At 48.7% G+C, this 18,896-nt stretch carries 13 protein-coding genes; 7 read left to right on the forward strand and 6 right to left on the reverse strand.

All coding sequences use genetic code 11. The annotated features are described in order from the left end of the window. The first annotated feature begins 4 nt into the window (after nucleotides 1-4). The 6 genes from FEM33_RS23415 (at nucleotide 5) to FEM33_RS23440 (ending at nucleotide 8,317) form a co-directional block, all read left to right on the forward strand. Complete coding sequence (locus FEM33_RS23415) at nucleotides 5-3,106, forward strand: efflux RND transporter permease subunit (RefSeq protein WP_139014405.1); 3,102 nt, start codon at nucleotides 5-7, stop codon at nucleotides 3,104-3,106. Nucleotides 3,107-3,253: 147 nt separating this feature from the next. Beyond that, a complete protein-coding gene (locus FEM33_RS23420) occupies nucleotides 3,254-4,129 on the forward strand; it encodes a helix-turn-helix domain-containing protein (protein WP_139014406.1) in 876 nt (291 codons plus the stop codon). Nucleotides 4,130-4,200: 71 nt separating this feature from the next. Further along, on the forward strand, nucleotides 4,201-5,184 hold the full coding sequence (locus tag FEM33_RS23425) for a type I glyceraldehyde-3-phosphate dehydrogenase (RefSeq protein WP_139014407.1): 984 nt from the start codon (nucleotides 4,201-4,203) through the stop codon (nucleotides 5,182-5,184). A gap of 32 nt (nucleotides 5,185-5,216) precedes the next feature. Then, nucleotides 5,217-5,828 (forward strand): pyridoxamine 5'-phosphate oxidase family protein, encoded by a 612-nt coding sequence (locus tag FEM33_RS23430; protein WP_139014408.1) that lies wholly within the window; start codon nucleotides 5,217-5,219, stop codon nucleotides 5,826-5,828. A gap of 329 nt (nucleotides 5,829-6,157) precedes the next feature. Further along, the gene (locus tag FEM33_RS23435) at nucleotides 6,158-7,390 is read left to right on the forward strand and encodes a Tm-1-like ATP-binding domain-containing protein (RefSeq protein ID WP_139014409.1); all 1,233 of its coding nucleotides are present in this window, start codon (nucleotides 6,158-6,160) and stop codon (nucleotides 7,388-7,390) included. Nucleotides 7,391-7,438: 48 nt separating this feature from the next. Continuing rightward, on the forward strand, nucleotides 7,439-8,317 hold the full coding sequence (locus tag FEM33_RS23440; RefSeq protein WP_139014410.1) for a phosphoenolpyruvate hydrolase family protein: 879 nt from the start codon (nucleotides 7,439-7,441) through the stop codon (nucleotides 8,315-8,317). A gap of 63 nt (nucleotides 8,318-8,380) precedes the next feature. On the opposite strand, the gene FEM33_RS23445 is transcribed toward FEM33_RS23440, so the two are convergent. The 6 genes from FEM33_RS23445 to FEM33_RS23470 form a co-directional block, all read right to left on the reverse strand. Next, the gene (locus FEM33_RS23445) at nucleotides 8,381-10,810 is read right to left on the reverse strand and encodes an ABC transporter permease (RefSeq protein WP_139014411.1); all 2,430 of its coding nucleotides are present in this window, start codon (nucleotides 10,808-10,810) and stop codon (nucleotides 8,381-8,383) included. A gap of 318 nt (nucleotides 10,811-11,128) precedes the next feature. Next, nucleotides 11,129-12,403 carry a dipeptidase gene (locus tag FEM33_RS23450; RefSeq protein WP_139014412.1) on the reverse strand — a complete coding sequence of 425 codons (1,275 nt, stop codon included), beginning with the start codon at nucleotides 12,401-12,403 and terminating at the stop codon, nucleotides 11,129-11,131. 60 nt (nucleotides 12,404-12,463) lie between these two features. Beyond that, a complete protein-coding gene (locus FEM33_RS23455; RefSeq protein WP_139014413.1) occupies nucleotides 12,464-12,739 on the reverse strand; it encodes a Txe/YoeB family addiction module toxin in 276 nt (91 codons plus the stop codon). Then, entirely contained in the window at nucleotides 12,736-12,996 is a 261-nt protein-coding gene (locus tag FEM33_RS23460; RefSeq protein WP_139014414.1) for a hypothetical protein, read from the reverse strand. The genes FEM33_RS23455 and FEM33_RS23460 overlap by 4 nt, the downstream gene beginning before the upstream one ends. A gap of 119 nt (nucleotides 12,997-13,115) precedes the next feature. Continuing rightward, entirely contained in the window at nucleotides 13,116-14,423 is a 1,308-nt protein-coding gene (locus FEM33_RS23465; RefSeq protein WP_201747832.1) for a hypothetical protein, read from the reverse strand. A 192-nt stretch (nucleotides 14,424-14,615) separates the two neighbouring features. After that, the gene (locus FEM33_RS23470; RefSeq protein WP_139014415.1) at nucleotides 14,616-15,584 is read right to left on the reverse strand and encodes a Na/Pi cotransporter family protein; all 969 of its coding nucleotides are present in this window, start codon (nucleotides 15,582-15,584) and stop codon (nucleotides 14,616-14,618) included. 348 nt (nucleotides 15,585-15,932) lie between these two features. Here FEM33_RS23470 and FEM33_RS23475 point away from each other — a divergent pair, with 348 nt between their 5' ends. Then, entirely contained in the window at nucleotides 15,933-18,818 is a 2,886-nt protein-coding gene (locus tag FEM33_RS23475; protein WP_139014416.1) for a TonB-dependent receptor, read from the forward strand. The last annotated feature ends 78 nt before the right edge of the window (nucleotides 18,819-18,896 follow it).

The raw sequence follows: 18,896 nt of genomic DNA on the forward strand, positions 1-18,896 counted from the left end.
TTTCATGCAAAAACTGACACAAAGCGTTGTAGCCTTCTCTTTGAAGAATACAATGATCATATTTTTCATGACGGCTGTTCTGGCCGTTGTGGGCGTGGTAAGTTACATCAACACGCCGATCGAAGCATTTCCGGATGTGACCAATACCCGCGCCAGAATCATTACGCAGTGGCCCGGCAGGAGTGCGGAGGAAATCGAAAAGTTCATTACGCTGCCTGTAATGAAGGAAATGAACACGATCCCGAAAAAATCACAGGTCCGTTCCATTTCACTCTTCGGATTGTCTGTGGTGACGGTCCTTTTTGAAGATGGCGTGGAAGATTTCTATGCGCAGCAATACGCATCCACGCGGCTTCGGAACATCGAAATGCCCGCAGGAGCCGAAGCCGAAATAGAACCGCCTTACGGTGCGACGGGTGAAATTTTCCGTTATGTGCTTAAAAGCGAGCGTCCGATCAAGGAACTGACCGCATTGCAGGAATGGGTTATTGAGCGTGAGCTCGTTGCCGTGCCCGGCGTGGCAACCGTCGCCAGCTTTGGCGGTGAGGAAAAAATGTATGAAGTAAGGGTTAACCCGGCATTGCTGGCACAGTACAACCTTACGCCGCTGGATGTTTTTGAAGCTGTCGGAAAAAGCAACGTCAATGTCGGCGGAGACGTAATCCAGAAGGGCGATCAGGCTTATGTAGTGCGCGGGATGGGGCTTCTGGAAAGTGTTAAGGATATTGAAAACATTCTGATCCACGTCAAAGGCAATACGCCGGTGCTGGTGAAGCAGGTGGCCGACGTGGAAATTACCGCCAAGCCAAGGCTCGGACAAGTGGGACTGGACAAAGACAAGGATCTGGTGGAAGGTGTTGTCGTGATGCTGCGCGGTGAAAATCCGAGCGAAGTCATTGCCCGGCTGGAAAGTACTATTGACGATCTGAACAAACGCATTCTTCCTGCAGACGTCAAAATCATTCCGGTAATTGACCGTACGGAACTGGTGGATGCAACCGTCAATACAGTCACGCACAACCTTGCCGAAGGAATCGTGCTGGTGTCGCTGATCGTTTTTGTGTTTTTGTTCAACTGGCGCACGACGGTAACCGTAGCGCTGGTGATCCCGCTTTCATTCCTGTTTGCCATCACCATGCTGCGCATTCAGGGGCTGCCGGCCAACCTGATTTCGCTCGGTGCCATTGACTTCGGGCTGCTGTTGGAAGGAACGATGGTGATAGTGGAAAAAATATACGTCGATCTGGAACGGACTTCCCTGAAACTGGGCGTAGACCGGTTTAATAAGATGTCCAAGCTCGGCCTGATGAAACGCAGTGTCAAGCACGTAGCACCGCATATCTTCTTTGCACAAATTATTCTGATCGTTGCATTGCTTCCCATTTTTTCATTCCAGAAAGTGGAGGGGAAAATGTTTACACCGCTGGCATTTACATTGGGTTATGCGCTGGTCGGCTCGCTGATCCTCAGTCTTACCTTTGTGCCTGCCATGTGCAAGGTGCTGCTCAAAAGCAATGTGCGCGAGATCAATAATCCGGTCGTGAATTTTTTCCGGAACAACATCTTCAGGCTTTACCTGTGGAGCGAGCGGCACAAGCGACTGGTCATGATCGGTTTTATCGTGTTGTTTGCCGTTTGCGCAGGAAAATTCATGAGCTATGGAACCGAATTTATTCCCAAGCTCAATGAAGGCGCCATTTACGTCCGCGCTACTTTGCCCAACAGCATCAACCTGGAACAATCCGTGAAAACCGGCCATGCGCTGCGGGATACGTTGCGCTCGTTCGACGAGGTAAGTTTTGTCATGAGCCAGACGGGCCGCCCCAATGACGGTACCGATCCGACGGGTTTCTTCAACAACGAATTCCACTTGCAGCTCAAACCCGAAAAGGAATGGAAACGCAAGATCACGAAGGAACAGCTGCTGGCCGAGATGAAGCAGGTACTTGCTTCGTTTCCGGGAATTACGCTCGGGTTCAGCCAGCCTATTCAGGATAATGTGGAAGAATACGTGGCCGGGGTGAAAAGTTCGCTGGTGGTTAAAATCTTCGGAGACAATCTTGTGGATATGGAAGCGCAGGCGGATGAAGTAGCGGCCAATCTGAAAAACGTGGAAGGCATCGCCGACATTCTGGTTTACAGAAACATAGGCTTGCCGGAGCTCAACATCAAACTGGACGAAGGCCGTATGGCGCGGCACGGCGTGGCCATGGCCGATGCGCAGGCGGTGATTGAAATGACGATCGGCGGGAAAGCGGCTTCGGTATTTTACGAAAATGACCGGATGTTTGACATTACCGTTCGGTATCAGGAAAAATACAGGAATACGGAAGAAGAGATCGGCAACATTCTGATCCCGTCGCTTGATGACCATCAGGTGCCGTTAAAGGAAATTGCTGCGATCGGAACGCGAACCGGCCCGGCATTTATTTACAGAGAAGGCAGCAGCCGCTACATCGGTGTCGGTTTCAGTATCGAAGGCCGCGATCTGGGAAGTACGATTGCCGAGGCGCAAAAAGTAGTGAAAGACAATGTAAATTTTCCCAAAAACACCAAAGTGGAATGGGCGGGTGAATTTGAAAGCAAGGAACGCGCCACGCAGCAGCTGGCACTGATTATCCCGGCGGCGGTGGTAATGATCGTTTTCCTGCTGTACATGAATTTCGGAAATGCAAAAGATACGCTCATATCGCTGGTTACCATCCCATTTGCATTCATCGGCGGCTTTATTTCCTTGTGGGTTACGCATACTATTTTCGGCATTTCGGCAGGAATCGGTTTCATCATTCTGTTCGGGGTCTGTACGATTGACGGGATCATTCTGGTGCATGTCATGAAGGACAATCTTTTGCACAAGCTACCGCTCAGGCAGGCCATTTCCGACGGCATTTACGGAAGGATCAGGCCGGTTATCATGATTGCCTTGATGGGTTCGCTCGGACTGCTGCCCGCCGCACTTTCCAACGGCATGGGTTCCGAAATCCAAAAACCGCTCGCCATTATGATCGTAGGCGGACTGCTGATCTGTATGATTTTGTCATTCACTGTTTTGCCGCAGATTTTTTACTGGGCATACCGCAAAAATGATCCGGCGCATGCAGAATAGTGTAAAAAGGCTTTAATGAAAGTCTTTAAGCAAAGATCCCGGTCATGGGTACTGACCGGGATTGTAACGGGAAAGGGCAGGCGCATGGCCTGTTTTCAACTTGACATTTCGGTTCTGTAACCTATTTTTGATAAAAATAACAAAAAGATGGTTTTTGAGAATTCGAACGAAATCCTGAGTCTTTACGAGCTTGATCCTGCCAATAGTCAACTAGCCTGCGATGTGCGCGAAACGGATATGACACTCATCTGGAATGTTGCCGGACGCATGGATATCACCGTGGATAAAGTCCCTTTTCAGCTTGGCAAAAACCAGATCATCTTTCTGACTGAATTTCACCGGATTGATCAAATTGAAATCGAGTCCGCGAGGATGATCCGGTTTAACCAGCCTTTTTACTGCGTCGTAAACCACGACAACGAAGTTGGCAGCAAAGGACTGCTGTTTTTCGGTGCAAACGGCATCCCGGTTATTTCAATAGAAGAAGCTGAAATCCGGGACTTTGAACTGACTTGGGAACTTTTCAAAACCGAAATGCAGAAAAGCGACATTCTGCAGCAGGACATGCTGCAGGCCCTGCTTAAACGGATGCTGATCCTTTCGGTCAGGAAATTACGGCAATCCAGCAATTTCCATAAAATCGACAGAACACAGGGTGAAATCATCAGGGAATTCAATTATCTGGTCGACAAGCATTTTACTGTCCATCACAACGTGGCATTTTATGCATCGCAGCTCAACAAGTCCCCAAAAACACTTTCCAATCTTTTTTCACTCGTTTCATCACGCACGCCGCTGAACATTATCCACGACCGGATTATGACGCATGCGCGTCGTCAGATCAATTACAGCAACCTTTCCATCAAGGAAATTGCTTACGAGCTGGGCTATGACGACGTTCAGACTTTCAGCCGTTTTTTTAAAAGCAAAGAAGGCGTGTCGCCGGGCCATTACCGCGAGCAACAGGAGCAGCCCGTGCTGCAACAGGGAAATATTGCCAACAGAACGGGAATTGTTGCCTAACAAAAGCATTTACGGATGATGCAACTTTGAGACATGAAATCAACGCGATTTTTAACTCAAAAAACAACATCATGAAAAAAGTAGCAATTAATGGTTTTGGCCGTATCGGACGTGCTGCACTGAAAATCATCTTTGAAAGCAATGACCTCGAACTGGTGGGCGTCAATGATCTGATGAGCATTGAAAATGCCGCTTATCTTCTGAAATACGACAGCAATTACGGCAAATACGAGAAAGATATAAAAGTCGAAGGCGACACCCTCCTCATCGACGGCAAACCCGTTAAATACCACAGCATACGCGAAATCGAAAACCTGCCCTGGAAAGCACTGGGTGCAGAAGTAGTAATCGAAAGTACAGGCTTTTTTACCAACCGCGCCGATGCCGAGAAACACATCCACTCCGGTGCCGCATTCGTTGTCATTTCCGGCCCGACCAAAGATACACCGACCGTCGTGCACGGCGTCAATACCGAAGAAGGCAAGGTTTCCATTTTCTCCTGTGCAAGCTGTACGACCAACAGCATCAGTCCGGTTATTGAGATTCTCGGCCGCAGGCTCGGCATCAGAAAAGCCATTCTGAACACCACGCACGCTTATACCGCATCCCAAACGCTTGTGGATGCGCCTTCCAGAAGAGAGCCGCGCATGGGCCGCGCCGCAGGCATAAACCTGGCACCTGCCGCAACGGGAGCTGCCATAGCCACCACCAAGGCATTGCCGCAATATGCAGGCAAGTTTGATGGCATTGCCGTTCGCGTGCCGGTTCCGGTGGGTTCCATTTCCGATATTACGTTCATTGCCGAGCGTGCCACCACCGTGGAAGAAATCAATCGGATCCTGACCGAAGAAGCGGCGACGGAGCGGTACCAAAAAGTAGTTGCCGTAACCGAAGAGCCGCTCGTTTCGACGGACATTGTCAAAAGTCCGTTTGCAGCAGTTGTCGATCTGGAAATGACAAGGGTTGTGGATGGCGACCTGGTTAAAGTAATGGCATGGTACGACAACGAGTGGGGATTTACGAACCAGATGATCCGACAAATTCAGTCGCTATAAATAGAACCGGGCCTGTTACAAACAAAACTGCCATGAACTACGCAAAGCTTGCATTTACCGACGAAATCAAAGCCATTCAGCAAAGACTCGGCAGCCGAAGTACTTACGAACGAGTGGAGAAAATGAGTTTCAGAGATGGCCTGACCGCCGTAGAGGTCGGTTTCATCCGTCAGATGGACAGCTTTTACATGGCATCGCATGGCGACAATGAATTTCCTTACATACAGCACCGCGGCGGACCGAAAGGCTTTATCAAAATAATCGATGATCAAACGCTTGGTGTTGTTGATTTCAGCGGAAACCGGCAGTATATATCGGTCGGGAACATCATGAAAAATCCCAGGGTTTCGCTGATTCTTGTCTCATACCCGATGCAGGCCCGGCTAAAAATGTATGCAGAAGCAGAAATCGCAGAGATCAGCGACAATCCTGATCTCTACGATTTGTTAAAACCAGAAGATTATAAATTCCGGCCCGAACGGATGCTGGTTTTCCACATCAAAGCCTACGACTGGAACTGCCCGCAACACATTACACCAAGATTCACCGAGCAGGAAATACAGCATTTACTTCAATCCCAAAATGATTACATCCAAAAGCTGGAAGCAGAAATTCAGGTCCTGAAAAACAAGCCAACAGTTTAATTCCTCCTTCCTCCCTTCTTCCTTTGCTCCTTTCTTCCCTTCCTCCCAAAAAGACAATCCCGGATTTAATGCTGCGGAAAAAAAACTGACAACTGTTTTGTCTGGAAGCGGCCGGTATCAAAAGTCAGGGCTTTCCGGACGGGCGTTCCTTCGGGATAGAAGGGCTTATTGATGGTTATACAGGCAAGCAGGTGGCGGATTTACCGGCTTATTTTCCCATAAGGAAAGGCCAGTTCTGCTCGATATGGTTGTTTTAACCCGACTTTAAAGTCATTTTCACAGATTCATTGATTAATTTCAACCCGATTGCCTGCTTCAACCATTAACTTATGTCGTCATTAACAAAGTCCGTTCTGATCATTGGCTGTTTTGATACAAAAGCAGCAGTTTTTGCTTACTTGTATGATTGTATTGCGGCACGCGGTGAAAAGGTCCTGACCATCAATACAGGCGTTATGGGAAGTACTGCATTGTTTCCTGTCGATTTCGAATGCGATGCGGTGGCGCTGGAAGGAGGCGAGAGCATTACAGAACTGCGTAGCAAGCGTGACCGCGGACATGCCATGGACGTGATGGGAAAAGGCGCCGCAAGGATTGTCTCCGGACTGGTTGCGCAAAAGCTTGTAAAAGGAGCCATCGGAATGGGCGGCGGCGGAGGTACATACATAGCACTTGCTTCCATGCAGGAAATCCCTTTCGGCATTCCTAAAATCTGCCTTTCCACCATTGCCAGCAAGGACCTTTCCCGTCAGATCGGCAACAAAGATATTACGCTCATTCCGTCCGTTGTGGATGTGGCCGGGCTTAACAGCGTCATTCAGGTGCTGGTCGCGCAGGCAGCAGAAGCCATTTGCGCCATGTCCAATGTCGTGGTGAGTGAAAAAGTGGTTACAGCCGGAACAATCGCCGTCAGTATGTTCGGGAACACAACGGCCTGCGTGGATAAATGCACGGAACTGTTGCAAATGCACGGATATGAAGTGCTGGCCTTTCATGCAAACGGGGTAGGAGGAAGAGCAATGGAATCGCTTATCCGGGAAGGTGTTTTCAGCGCAGTGCTGGACATTACCACAACGGAACTGGCCGATGACTTATGCGACGGCATCTGCAGTGCCGGGCCGCACCGGCTGGAAGCGGCAACCGAAACAGGATTGCCGCAGGTTGTCGTTCCGGGTTGTCTGGATATGGTGAATTTTGCGCATCCGGATACCGTTCCGCAGAAGTTTACGGGCCGGCATTTGTATAGCTGGGCGCCGGATGTAACTTTGATGCGCACGAATGAAGAGGAAAACCGGATTCTGGGCAAGACGCTGGCTCAGAAACTGAATCGCTCGTCAGCACCTGTTGCCGTTGTGATGCCATTGAAAGGTTTATCCCAGATCGGTTCGGAAGGCGGCATATTTTACAATCCGGAAGCGGACCGTATTTTATTTGATTCGATAAAGAAAAATCTCGACGAGAAAGCAGAAATTGTGGAAGTGGACGCAAACATCAACGATACGGTTTTTGCAGTGGAGCTGGTGGCGAGGCTGCTGGCTATGATGCCGGTCAGCAGGAAATAGCCAGCAGGAAATTTACAAACCATAACATATAAACCATAATTTTGCATTATGCCGAATCCTTGGACCAATAAAGGAAATCCTTACACGAAACAGGAAGTCAGAGACCGTTTGCAAGCCACTTTGGATCAGGGTAAAGCCATTATCGCAGCGGGTGCCGGAACGGGTATCAGCGCAAAATTCATTGAAAAAGGAGGGGCGGACCTCATCATTATATACAATTCCGGAAGGTTCAGAATGGCCGGTCATGGTTCCACGGCTGGGCTGATGGCCTATGGCGATGCCAATGCGGAATCCATGAGTATCGGTGAATTTGAAGTGTTGCCGGTTGTGGAAGAAATTCCGGTGATATGCGGCGTTCACGGTTCTGATCCGCGCAGACGAATGTGGCACCATCTGCTGAAAGTAAAAGAAATGGGTTTTTCAGGTGTGAACAATTTTCCTACGCATTCGATTGTGGACGGTCAGTTCCGGCAAGTTCTGGAAGAAACAGGCATGGGCTTTGACAAAGAAGTGGAAATGATCCGCATTGCTTCCAAAATGGATCTGTTTACAATCGTTTATGTTGCCAAACCCGAAGAAGCCATCAAAATGGCAGAGGCCGGCGCAGATGCCATAATCGCCCACGTCGGAACGACGGTCGGCGGTTCCATTGGTGTTACCGGTGCTTCCTGCACCATGGATGACGCCATGGAGCGTACCCAGAAGATCATAGAAGCAGCCCGGGAAATCAATCCGGATATATTTTTTCTGACGCACGGAGGCCCGGTCAATACGCCGGAAGATGTGCGCATCGTACTGGACGGAACGGATGCGCAGGGATTTGTCGGGGCATCATCCCTCGAAAGAATGGGCGTTGAAAAATCCCTTACGGACCTGACGCGGCAGTTTAAATCGCTTACTCTGAAAAACAAAAATCAGGATCAATAAAGGTGCATACTTGCGGTTGCCAAGCGTATAAAAAGGATAAGTAGCCGGCATTCATTCCGTCTTTTATTCACTCCTGAGAACCTCCACCGGATTACTGCTCGCTGCCTTCATCGTCTGCGTACCGATCATGACGAATGCGATCAGTAATACCGCGAGCAGGCCGGCGAACAGCTCGAAAATCTGAACCGGTGTATGATAGGGAAAATGGACGAGCACGATGTTTTCAAAGAAAAGGTAAGTCACGGGAAGTGCTACAAGTGCCGATATGGAGAGCAGCAGTAAAAAACCCCGGCTCAGTAAATAAACAAGGCTGCCCGGGCTGGCACCCATTACTTTCCGTATGCCGATTTCTTTCAGCCTCGTCTCGGTTGTGAATACCACCATTCCGAACAGCCCCATGGAAGCAATGGAAACAGCAAGGAACGAAAGAAAGCCAATGATCTTGATCATAGTAGAAAATTCACTGTAAGCATCTTCGATCGCCTCGTCATAAAATTCCGCTTTAAATGGATGTACACGGTCCGTTTTCTTCCATGCAGATTTGATTTTGGCCAATGTTGCCGGCATATCCGTACTTTTGATTTTGGCATTTATAATTACCCCGTCTTCGGGTGTCCACGGCATGAATGCTACCGGCCCGATGAGATTTTCGACTTTCCCGTAATGAAAATCCTGCATGACGCCGACAATCTTCATCCTGCGTCCATTTATTTTGAAACTGCTGAATGTAATTTCTTCGCCTATTGCTTTTTGAGGATCGTTGACATTCATGTTAAAACGTTTTAAAACCTGCTCGTTGACAATCACTTCACTTACAGCTTCCGCAGTGGCAGGCCGCGCCATGAAATTTCCGCCGGCAATGAGTTTGTATCCATGCAGCGGCAAGTAGTTTTCGTCGATATGGTTGGTCATGACCAGGGCTGAGTCCTGCGAATCTTTGTATTTCATCTGGCCGCCCCAGGCGTTTCCCACGCCGGTGGTTATCAGCGACCGTGACAGTCCGGTTACTTCGGGCATTTCACTCAGCTCCTTAAAAAGTGCATCCGGCTTGTTGCCCTGCATATTAATATTCAGAATATTTTCTGTACTAAACCCCAGATCGAACGCAAGGATATTTCTGTATTGTACATAGCCAATGGCTGTTGTGGTAATAAAAATGAGTGTGACGGCGTATTGAATCACCACCAGCGCGCGCCGGAGTGTAACGTGTTTGAATACTTTCACCGCAGAAGCGTTCCCGAGCGCATGCATCGGACTGACTTTGGAAAAGAACAGGGCGGGCATCAATCCGGCAATAACACCTACGACAATTGAAAAAACAATAAACGCAACGACCGTTAACGGAGTGAGATCCAGCTTTACCGTATGCTGTATTTCGGGAGCCATGTTTATTAACTGCGGCCGCAATACAAGAAATATAAAACAGGAAAGTAGCAATGCAGCTACGGAAATCAGGATTGCCTCGGTCAGGAACTGCTGCCATATCTGCCCTTTCCGGGCGCCTATGGCTTTGCGCAGACCAATTTCCTTAAAGCGGCGCATGGCACGTGCAATCGAAAGATTGGTATAATTGAAACACGCCGAAAGGATTACAATGAATGCAAGTCCGCCCAGTATCCAGAGTACGACCGGGGGCATATGCGGACCGACAGAGCCGCTCATGGAGCCGGAGCGGAGACTTTCTCCGACCACGATCTGGTATAAAGGAAGCAGTTCGAGCCGGATTCTGGTGTTTTCGTCAGCAGGATTTTCTGCTCCGGCAATGGAGTCAAGTTGCAGTTGGACCGATTTTGCAATGTCTGCGTTTTCCGGCAGCAGCACGTACACAGCGTTTGAAAACATATTGGTCCAGTCCCCGAAACGTTTGTCGTTTTTGCCTGTTTGTTCGGCCGTAGCAAACGATACAAGTGCTTCGAATTGAATATGTGAGAAGAAAGGAACGTCCTGCATCACACCGGTCACCTGATAATCCAAAGTATCAAATTTGACGGCCCTGCCCAGTGCAGACTGGTTGCCAAACAGCTTTTTCGCGGCTGTTTCCGTAAGAACGATGGAGTAGGGGTCGCGCAATGCCGTTTCAGGATCGCCTTCCAGCATGGGAAATGTAAATATCCGGAAAAAAGACGGTTCCGTCCAGAAACCTTTGACGGGAAGCACATGGTCTCCAACTCTCGCATCCTTCCGGAAATCATTGCGCAGGATCACCACTTCTTCAATACCGGCAACTTTTTCCCGGATAAGCTTTCCGGTTTTCACGGATGTGGAAGCGTATCTGCCGCTGCCTTGTTCACCGTTGAAAGTGGCCACGTTCGTAATGCGGTAGATCCGTTTGCCATTCTTGTGGAACCTGTCGTACGAACGCAGATCAAGCACAAATGCAATCAGCAGCAGCCCGACCGACATACTGATTGCAAGGCCAGCCATATTGATGGATGAGAACAGTTTGTTGCGCATCAGGCTGCGCCCCGAAGTTTTAAAGTAGCTGCCGATCATGATCCATTTGGTGAAAGGTTGACAAACACAATCTTCGTACTATACCGTTCAGAATGGCAAGAAGGTTATAACCACAAAACATTGCATTTGCCAACGCCAGCTCAAATATTCATGCCGGTTTTTTAAAAATCTATCAGTCAATAAGTTATACAATATTTCAGCATCCAGACTGTCCAGAAATGAACAATCCGCTCCAAACCGTACACCTCTTCAGAACAAAAAATTACAGCTTCCTCCCTTCAATCCTTTCCTCTCTTACTCCTTTACTCCTTTAATCCTTTCATCCCTTCCTCCTTCAATCCTTTCATCCTTCGTTCTTCACTTCCCCTCCGTCACCTTCCGGATCACGCGCAACCAGTTCAGACCCAGGATTTTTTTGATACGCTGATCGGTATAACCCAGTTTTTGCATGGCTATGGTGATCTGCGGGTAGTCGCTGATGTCTTTGATTTCACGCGGCAGTTCGGGGCCGCCGTCCAGATCGGAACCCAGCGCAATATGGTCTTCACCAACCAGATTTACGCCGTAATCAATTACTTTGGCCAGCTGGTCCACATGCATCCAGTACTCGTCGGGAATGGTTCCATTGAAAGTAAACGGAAGTTCGCGTGCAAACTCCTTGTCTACGTCTTCAATAGTCTTTGCAGTAACCTGTTCGTTAAAGATCCGGGGCGTTTTGGGCTGCGGATCGGGCTGCTTTCGGATGGGATTGTTCGGCTTCTGCCATGCCCAGTATTTCGGATTGTTGAAAAGGCTGCCGAAATGAACCCCGATAACGCCACCTTTTGCAGCAATGGCCTTTGCAGCTTCATCAGAAATGCAGCGGGGATGATCCACAATTTTGTAAAAGCCGCCGTGACTGTAAATGACTGGATGCCGACTGGCAGCAGCCGATTGGATAATGGCGTCGTTGGAAGCATGGGCCACATTGATGACCATACCCAGATCGTTCATTTCCCGGATCACCGCTTTTCCGTGATCGTTGATTCCGCCCCATGTGTATACATCGTTGCAGGCATCTATAAAAGCATTGGTCGTACCGTGAGCCGTCAGCTGCATGGAGCGCAGGCCAAGTTTGTAAAGCGCCCGCAGCAGATCGAGGTCGCCATAAAGGTCATAACCGCCTTCCAGATCGAGGAAAGCAGCTATTTTTCCTTTTTTACTGATCCGTTCGATGTCGGAAGCCGTCAGAGCCAGTTCGATGACCGCGTTGTTCTTTTTGATCTGATCCAGTGCAAGGTTGACTACTCGGAAAGTATTCTTGATCTCAAATCTTCCGGGATAATAGTTTTCAGGCGTATAAACCGAAAAGAACATGGCATCCAGTCCGCCTTCCTTTGCCCGCGGAAGATCGACCGTTCCATCCGGATAACGCTGGCCGATGTCGGTTTTCAGCACCATTTCGCGGCTCATTACATGCGTATGCCCGTCCATGACAAATGCTTCCCGGTGCAGATCGGGCATAGGCTTGCCCTGAACAGATGAAGGGAACATATTTCCGGCATTCGCGCTGTATAAAATAGATTGTGCCGGAAGAACTTTTCCGGCTGCCGGAAGGAGTGTCAGGCTTTTAATAACGTCTCTGCGTTTCATTCGTTTTTTGTTTTCGTCTTCGCGGGGTTAATCTCACAAAAAGTACAAAAGCACCATGTACTATTTGTCGTTGTAATGACCTTTGGAGGAAATAATATCTTCAGTTATGGTTTGTTCATTTATTGAATACAGAAGTCTGTGCTTGTCAGTAATCTTTCTGGCGTATAATCCTGCAAGGTTATGTTTTTTAAGCTGCGGTTTTCCCCGTCCTGTTTTGGGATGCTCCGTAAGCTCTTCAATTAATAACCTTGCTTTCTTATATGCCTGAGGTTCATACATCTTCAGAAACTTCAGATCTTCTTTTGCTTTATCCGAAAAAACAAGAATGTATTTCACAGGTTGTCAAAAAATGCGTCCAGATCATCTTTACTTCTGATGACAGTGGATTTGCCTTCCTTGATTTCCTGCTGTGCATCCTGGATACGCTGGATCATTTCAGGAGTGAAATACAAGTCCTCTTCTGAAACCGGAGTAAGCACATAGGATTGCTTGCGGCCTCTTCTGATCACCACTTTTTCACCTTTGTCGGCCATATCAAAGAAATCTTTTTGCCTTTCCCTGAATTGCCTGCTTGTCGTTTCTATAATTGCCATTGTGTACATGTTTTGGTACACAAATTTAAAGCTGTTTTTTAAAGCAGAAGCAGGCGGCGCATATTTGTTTTTGTCCTGAAAGGCTGGTTTGCAGTGCGGTCGGAATGGTGCTGAATTTGCTATTCGTCAAAGCCCCGCATGTACGGCACATTCGGCGGCCGTTCGCCTTTGCTGAACTGCGGACCGCGTGCAGAGCGGTAAGTCATGTTCATGAACGGCGTTTCGATGCGCCGGCCGACGTCGGAGTAACGGCCGTTTTCCCAGTTCGAATCCATGTTGCAATTTGTTATTCCCGTGGAAAGGAGCAGCCGCTCCGCGTTGAACGGTTCCTTTCCGGTCACCATCATCTCCGTAATCCAGTGCGGTTGCGAGTTGGAGGCGTGATATTGCGAGAACGGGCCCGGCCAGCCCAGCATGGATATAACCGCCGGATCTTTGCGCCCTTCGATTTCGCCGGCATATGTCCAGCCCACGCCTTGCCCGGAATACACCGCTGCTTTTGTACCATCATTATATTCTACAATACAGACGTTTGGTTTTTCAATTTCCTGAAAATGCCCTGATTTCAAATCAAAGCTTGTCCGTACCGATTCCAGCAGCTTGCCGGCCCATGGATTGCGTTCGGTCCACTTCCATGTTTCGGGACCACGGATGCACTGCACGGACCTGACGCCCGTTTCGCCGCCTTTGCGGCGTTCAACAAAAGACTGAAGTACGTCAACACAATGGAACAGGGCACCTTCATCCGGTGCACCGCCAACGACGATTGAATTTTTGATTGGCGTATCGATGTCCAGTTCTACTTCGGGCTTGCGGAAGTACGTCGGGATGGAAGAGCCTCCGGTCAGAGGGAATTTCAGCTCGCGGGATTTGTCGAACATCCATTTGGCTTCGTCCCAGCTGTATGAAAGGTGCTTGTCGTTGAAAACCGGTACCGAGCGTTTGCTCTGCTCGAATACCCGGATAACCTGCTGGTAAATCCACCAGCGCGGCAGCAGCCATTGTCCTTTCAGATTGGTCGGATATTCTCCGTGTTCGCCGACGATGACGACGCCATCCACTGCAAGTTCCTTGCCGCCCAGCGTTACCGCTTCGCCCACAGTCCTGAAAATCGGGATGTTCTTTGATTTGCATATTTTCTGGCCCAGTCCGCTGGTTTCAAACTGATGAATGTAAACGGAAACCACATCCACGCGAGAAGGAGTGTGGGCGCCTTCCCACCAGTAACCGTCCATTAATTTCGCTATAATCCAGTCTGCATGGGACCTTGTAGCGCCCCAGTAGCTTACAAGACAGGCGATGCGGGGCCGTTTCGGTGCAGCCTGCGGAGGGGCAGCGAATGTGGTTCCGGTCAATGCTGCGACGCCGGCCATAGCGGTAAGTCCGATCATTTCACGCCGGGTGAGTTCATGGTGTTGCTTTATCATGATGTTTAAAGTTGCGGTGTTTAGGAATGAATAGGCCGCTCTGTCATCAAATATAAAACGACACCTTTACTTTACAATGCATTTACTGGTTACATTCTCCGCCATGGCGACGCTCCGTACACATCGTTTCATGAAAATAAGGCGGAATATAGGCACAATATTTCTTTTGATTTAATGATGAGAGCGAACAGCCTAGCCGTCAATCAGAGGACTTTCTGCTTGGGCCTTTACAGGTTTTGACGGAAGTACCTGATCAAGCAGCTTTTCAATCAAAGGAATAAAAGGCAGAAACAGCAGCACACCCGCTGTGTTGAAGACCATATGCGCATTGGCAATTTTCTGCTGCATCCCCGCTCCGGCAGAAATCCATTCGATAAACTTATAGAATTGCGGAAACACGGCGAGGCCGATTGCTATGCAAAGCACATTGAAAGCCAGATGGAACAAGCCCGTCTTGACTGCCTGGCGGTCTGCACGGATGGTTGCCATCAGTGTGTCAGAGCACGTACCCAGTTCCGCACCCAGCATAACCGCCATGGCGCCGGGCAAATTGATAAGCTGTTTTTTGGCCAGTGTAATCACCATGCCGACAGTTGCTGAAGAAGACTGGATCACCAGTGTGACCAGTGCACCGATGAACGTTCCCCGCAGCGGGCTGTCCAGCCGTTCCATCCAGGAAAGAAATTTTTCATGGTCTTTCAGCGGTTCCACTGCTCTTTCCATGGTATAAAGCCCGAAGAACAGAATGCCAAAGTAAAGAATAACCCGGCCTGCATTGGAAACTTTCTCACTTTTTGCAAAAAAGCTGCAAACCAGACCCAGAAAGATCGGAACAGGCGAGTACTGGCCAATATCCAGTGCGATGAGCTGGCTCGAAAAAGTGGTTCCGATATTGGCGCCCATAACGATTCCCAGCGATTGCCGGAAAGTCAGCGCACCTGCGTTCACCAGCACGATGGTCATAATGATCACGGCGGAGGAAGAATCCAGCAGGACGGTGGCAGCAGTGCCCGTAAGTACGGAAGTGATCAGGTTTTTGGTAAAAAGGTCAAGCCATTTGTTGGCTTTGTTGCCAATAAGCTCTTTTAACGTATCAGACAGGTTATTGATCGCGAACAGGAAAAGGCCCAGCCCTCCCAGTACCATTAAGAAAATATCCATCCCGGCTTTTTGTTCAAAAATAAGCCATCCAATATTAAGCGAATGTTATAAAGCGGCATTCTGCCGAAACTTTATCAGTTTACTGCCAAACAAATCGGTATAACAGTAAAAAAAGGATCATTGCGGCTTCCTGACAGCATCTGATCCAATCCTTTACGCAGTCGTATAAGGTATAAAGTCACGATGCATGCGCGGTATTTTTTAAAAATAATGATGCGGAATTCAGTAAAATAAACTGCCGGGAATGAAGGACAATGCTGACTGAAGTTAACAATAAGATAACATTCGGGAAATATCGGAGTAACCTGACGAATCTACTTTTGTGTCGTAAAAATGACACCAAAAAAGATGAAAAAGAATTTACTGACACTGCTGCTTTCCCTTCTGGCCTTTACGGCCTTTGCCGATCCGGGTTCCATCCGGGGATCCATTAAAGACGCCAAATCCAAAGAACCGCTGATCGGTGCATCCGTACTGATCGAAGGCACGCAGATCGGGGCCGCCGCCGATGTGGACGGCAATTTTGAACTGGCCAACGTTCCCGCAGGCTCCTACAAGATTATTGTCACTTTTGTTTCTTACCAGACCAAGGAAATCCCGAACGTAAGAGTGGAATCCGGGAACACTACGGTAATTGACACGGAACTGAGTGAAGAAGGAACTGCCTTGCAGGAAGTGGTAGTACGCGGCGCCCGTGCCACGAACACGGAAGTGGCCGTCATCAGCGAAATCAAGCAGCTTAAACCCATTGCGGTGGGAATTTCCGCGCAGCAGATCCAGAAATCACAGGACAGGGATGCCGCATCGGCCATCCGCCGCGTGCCGGGTGTAAGCATCGTTGATAACCGTTTTGTGATGATCCGCGGTTTGGGTTCGCGGTATAATTCTGTACTGATCAACGATGTAATCACGCCTTCCAGCGAAGTGGATACGCGTTCATTCTCTTTCGACCTTGTACCAAGCAACATCATAGACCGGATGATTGTTTACAAATCCGGTTCCGCCGAGTCGCCAGGTGACTTTGCCGGCGGTATCATCAAGATTTATACCAAACGCCGCCCGGACCAGAACTTTACAGAAGGCGCGGCTACGATCGGTTACAGGGCCAACACTACTTTTCAGAACGTACAGACGCATTCCCGCAGCGGTGCCAACTGGCTTGGACTTTGGGGTGCAGATCAGCAGCTTTCAACTGCCTTTCCGAAAAGATCAGCTGATTTCAACTCGCTCAGCGCTCCGGAAAGAGCAACTTACGGACAGTTACTTCCCAATACCTGGGCACTGAAAAGCCAGACCGTTAACCCTGACATGCGTTTTGCGCTGAACATGGGAAGACGTTTTGAAATCGGCAATGTGGATGTAAGCAACCTGACTAACATTAACTACTCCCTTACAAACCAGTTTGCAGAAGTAGGCCTTAAATTATATCAGAATGGTTTGACCGCCAATGATGTATTCGAAAGCTACACGGATCAGAGCTATGCACGCCAGTCGCGTATCGGTGTGCTTCACAACTGGACTTTCCGTTTTTCCCCGGTATTCAATCTGGAATGGAAGACATTGTTTAACCAGCTGGGCAATACAGAAACGGTTGTTCGTGAAGGACAAAGAGTTGTGGACGGATACGACGTGCGCAACTACTCGCAGCGTTTCGAAAACCGCAGCATTGTTACTACGCAGGTTTCCGGTGACCATAAATTCGGCGATCTGACCAAGCTGAACTGGATTACAGGTTTTGGCTACACCGGCCGCTGGGAGCCGGACTGGAAACGCGTCCGTTTTCAGCGTGTGACCGGCGCGACGGGATCGGATGGTCAGCTTGCACCATATCAGGTTGTAGCGCCGATTGAGCCGAACCCGATTGATCTGGGCCGTTTTTATTCCAAATTAAATGAGCGCGTTCTGACACTTTCGGTTAACGGAGAGCATACGCTGGGCAACCCGACCGACCGCGAGCCGAACAGGATCCGTTTCGGGGTTTACGGAGAACGTAAAGACCGCGATTACTCTGCCCGTTTCTATGGATACAACACGATTGGCAATGCTTCGGGTATCCTGCGCGGCGACATCGGGACCATTTTTACGCCACAGAATGTAACGGGCCAGGAAGGCGGACTGACGATCAAGGACGGTACCAAAGACCTTGATTCGTATTCGGGAATCAACAATTACTATGCTGCATACCTCAGCGGCGACATGAATTTCGGTCCCAAAGCGATACTGACTGTGGGTTTCAGAGGAGAATACAACAACCAGCAACTTCATTCCTACATTGTAAACGAGAGAAAGGAACTGGTAAACAACAAACTTTTCATTCCGCTGCCTTCGCTGAACTTTACTTACAAAGTATCTGAAAAACAGAATCTGAGACTTGCTTTCTCTTCTACACTGAACCGGGCCGAATTCCGCGAGCTTGCTCCTTTTACCTATTTTGACTTCAATCTGCAGGCCGACATCAGAGGAAACACGGCGCTTAAAACGGCTAAGATCCAGAACATTGACGCAAAATGGGAATTTTATCCAAGTACCAACCAGCTGATTTCCGTTACCGGTTTCTATAAATATTTCAAAAATCCGATCGAGACATTTTTGCTGCCGACCGGAAACGGACTGGCTTATACTTTCATCAATGCCAACAATTCTACAAACTATGGTGTTGAACTCGAGGTACGCAAAGGATTTCAGGAATCCACAATCCCGTTCCTGCAAAACCTGACGCTGGTTGGAAATGCATCCTTCATAAAAAGTACGGTAAACCTTGGACAATTCGTAGAAGGTCCGGACCTGAGCGGTGCGAATGTGAAGTATGACCTGACCGGGATTACGGATAAAAAACGTCCGATGGCCAATCAGTCGCCATACCTGATCAATACCGGGATTTACTATGCAGCGCCATCCGGCTTTCAGTGGAACGTGCTTTACAACATTTTCGGACAACGGATTTTTGCAGTGGGGAATCTTGAAAACCCGACCGTTTATGAAATGCCCCGCAATGTCGTTGACCTGAACATCAGCAAAAAATTCAAAAACCAGCTTGAACTCCGCCTTGGAATTCAGGACATTCTGAACCAGCCTGTACGTTTCTCGCAGGATTTCAACAGAGACGGAAAAATCGGAAAAGATGTAACCTCGAAAATAGCGTCTGCCGATCAGGATATCAGAAGATTCAGAAGAGGAAGTTACTTTACCGTTACGGCTGCCTACACCTTTGGAAAGCGCACTGTAATCCCATAAAAATTACTTAAACCCTGAGCCAAGTCAATTAAAACAACCCAAGTAAACAATTCATGTTCATTATGATTATGTCAAGAA

Source organism: Dyadobacter flavalbus (assembly GCF_006149045.1).
Lineage (GTDB): Bacteria > Bacteroidota > Bacteroidia > Cytophagales > Spirosomataceae > Dyadobacter > Dyadobacter flavalbus.